Below are 3,242 nucleotides of genomic sequence, written 5' to 3'. Positions count from 1 at the left end.
GTGCCGGTGGCGGTGGCGGACGAGGACTACACCGGCGTGAACCCCGGCCCGCCCGGCGCGGCCGACGCCCCCGAGCACCTGCGCACCCACCTGGACGCCCTGGCCGCGAACGGCGTCGCGGCGGACACCTGGGACGTCGACGCGCAGGGCGTGCCGCACCACCTGGGCGTCCTGGGCCACTACGACGCCGTGCTGTGGTACCTCGGGGACAACCGGCTGACGCAGGACCCGGAGGACGAGCTCACCGAGGTGTCGTTCCTGGAGGAGCCGGGCCGGGACCTGGCGGTGGCCGAGGAGGCCCAGCAGCTCACGATCGCCGTGCGCGACTACCTCAACGAGGGCGGCGGGCTGGTGCACGCCGGGGAGACCGCCGCCTACTTCGGCGCGCTGGGCCCCGCCCTGGGCGGCATCTGGTACGGCCTGGACGGGGCGCCGGAGGAGGACTGCGTGATCACCTCCGACGCCAGCGACTGCCTGCTGCTGGCGGACGACTTCGCGCAGTACTACCTGGGCGCGTACGCGCGCACCCCCGTCGAGAGCGCCTCCGGCGTGGAGGGGACGGCGGGGGGACCGGCCTCGGGGTGGAGCGCGCGCTTCGGCGGGCCGGCCGCGGAGGGCAACCCGGTCGACGAGGCGGGGGTGTTCACCGTGACCGGCGACGTGCTGCCGGAGGAGGGCTTCCCGCAGTTCGCCTCCGAGGGGGTCCTGCGGTACACCGACCCGACGGGGCCGTTCCTGCCGGTCGAGGGCGGCTGGGCCGCGGGGTCGGGGCACCAGGACGTGCGCCACGCGCGCCTGACGCGCACGTTCGACCTCACCGGGCTCAGCGCGGCCGACGCCCCCGCCCTGCAGGCGCGGGTGTCGTGGGACGTGGAGGAGGGCTACGACCACGTGCTCGTGGAGGCGCGCACCGCCGGCGGCGAGGACTGGACGACGCTGCCCGAGCGGGGCGGCGCCACCTCCGCCGACCTGCCCGCCGAGTGCGCGGCGGGCTTCCTCCTGCAGGCCCACCCCTCGCTGTCCCGGTACCTCACGGCCGGCGATCCGTGCCTGCCGCGGGGCACCACCGGCGCGTGGAACTCCCTCACCGGCACCTCGCAGGGGTGGCAGCAGGTCGCCTTCGACCTGTCCGCCTTCGCCGGCGGCGACGTGGAGGTCAGCATCAGCCACGTCACCGACCAGGCGATCGGCGGCACCGGGGTCGTCGTCGACGACACGCGCCTGACCACCGCGGGCGGCCCGCGCGCGGCGGAGGGCTTCGAGGAGGGGCTGGGCGCGTGGAGCGCCGCGGGGGGGTTCGAACGCACCGACGGCCTGGGCGGGCGCACGGCGGCGGTGCAGGCGGAGGACACCGTGCTGCTGGGCTTCGGCCTGGAGCAGCTCGCCGACGCCGGGCAGCGCGCGCAGGTGGCCGGTGCGGCGCTGGCGGCGGTGCTCGGGCCCTGACGCCCCGGCGGGGGCGCAGCAGGGACGGGCAGGGGGCACGGGAGCTGGAAGCGCGCGGCCCGCGCGTGCCACCCTGGGAGCGGCGAGGGCGCCCCACCGGCGGGGAGCCCGGCGCACGGGCCGAGGAGGTCGCCGTGACCGCTGCACCCACCGCCGAGGGCACCGCCCGCGAGGTCGCCCGGGACGTCGCCCGGGACGTCGCCCGGGACGTCGCCCGGGACGTCTTCGACCACGTCGTCGTGGGCGCCGGCAGCGCCGGCGCGACCCTGGCCGCCCGCCTCAGCGAGGACCGCTCGGTGCGGGTGCTGCTGCTGGAGGCCGGGCCGGACCCCGCGGGCCTGAGCACGAGCGTGCCGGCGGCGTGGGTGGACCTGCTGGGCACCGCCTGGGACTGGCGGTACCGCACCGTCCCGCAGCCCGGGCTGGCCGGGCGCCGGGACGCCTGGCCCCGCATGCGCGCCACCGGGGGCTGCTCGGCGATGAACGGGATGGTCTACGTGCGCGGCCACCGCGCCGACTACGACGGCTGGCAGCGCGACTTCGGCGCCGTCGGCTGGTCCTACCGCGACGTGCTGCCCCTGTTCGTGCGCTCGGAGGCCAACGCCCGCCTGGGCGCCCCCTTCCACGGCCGCAGCGGTCCGCTGCACGTGGAGGACCGCCGCTACACCCACGAGGTGGTCGACGCCTGGATCGCCGCCGCGCGGGCGGCCGGGATGCCCGCCAACGACGACTTCAACGGCGCCGAGCAGGACGGGGTGGGCCGCTACCAGGTCACCTGCCGGCGCGGGCGGCGGTGGTCGACGGCCGACGCGTACCTGCGCCCGGCGCGGGGGCGGCCGAACCTCGTGGTGCTCACCGGCGCGCTGGTCACCCGCGTGCTGCTGGAGCGCGGGCGGGCCACCGGGGTGGCCTTCCTGCGCGACGGCGCCGAGCACGCGGTGCGCGCCGAGCGGGAGGTGGTCCTGTGCGGCGGGGCGGTGAACTCCCCGCAGCTGCTCATGCTCTCCGGCATCGGACCGGCGGACCACCTGCGCGAGGCCGGCGTCACCCCCGTCGTGGACCTGCCGGGCGTGGGGGCGAACCTGCACGACCACCCGGTCACGCCGATGGTGTGGCGCACCCGCGGGACCGCCGACCTGGCGGTGGACCACGCGAACGCCGGGCGCCTGCTGCAGTGGCGCCTGACCGGAGGGGGGCCGCTGACCTCCAACGTCGCCGAGGGCGGCGGGTTCCTGCGCACCCGCGGCGGCCTGGAGGGGCCCGACGTGCAGTTCCACGTCGTGCCCACCGGCGCCTACGGCGACGGCCTGCACGCGGCGGGCGGGCGGATGCTCACGGTGGGGGTCACGCTCGTCGACGTCGCCAGCCGGGGCACGCTGCGCCTGGCCGGGCCGGACCCGCGCTGGCGGCCGGTGCTGGACCCGGCGTACTTCCGCGAGCGCGCCGACGTGGAGGCGGTGCTGGCCGGCGCGCGCCGCGCGATCGAGGTGGTGCACGAGCGGCCGCTGGCGCGGTTCGTGGACGCGCCGCACCTGCACGGCTCCGACGACCTGGACGACCGGGCGCTGGAGGAGCACGTGGCGCGCTGGTCCGGGACGCTGTTCCACCCGGTGGGCACGTGCGCGATGGGCACCTCCGAGGCGGCCGTGGTGGACCCGCAGCTGCGGGTGCGGGGCGTGGAGGGGCTGCGGGTGGCCGACGCCTCGGTGGTGCCGCGCACCGTGCGCGGCAACACCAACGCGCCCGTGATCGCCATCGGCGAGCGGGCCGCGGACCTGCTGCGCGCCGGGCCCGCC

Annotated in this window: 1 protein-coding gene and 1 pseudogene; both read left to right on the top strand. The window is 77.9% G+C overall.

The window, feature by feature from the left end:
* A pseudogene (locus GTR00_RS17560) lies at positions 1-1,446 on the top strand (hypothetical protein); the annotation flags it as partial.
* 134 nt (positions 1,447-1,580) lie between these two features.
* Positions 1,581-3,242, top strand: a 1,662-nt coding sequence (locus tag GTR00_RS17555; protein WP_166612869.1) for a GMC family oxidoreductase, incomplete at its 3' end; no start/stop codon positions are given.

Source organism: Kineococcus indalonis (genome assembly GCF_009906395.1).
In the GTDB taxonomy this organism is placed as follows: Bacteria; Actinomycetota; Actinomycetes; order Actinomycetales; family Kineococcaceae; genus Kineococcus; species Kineococcus indalonis.
Note: the sequence above shows the minus strand (reverse complement) of the source record. Positions and strands in the feature narration are given on the sequence as shown.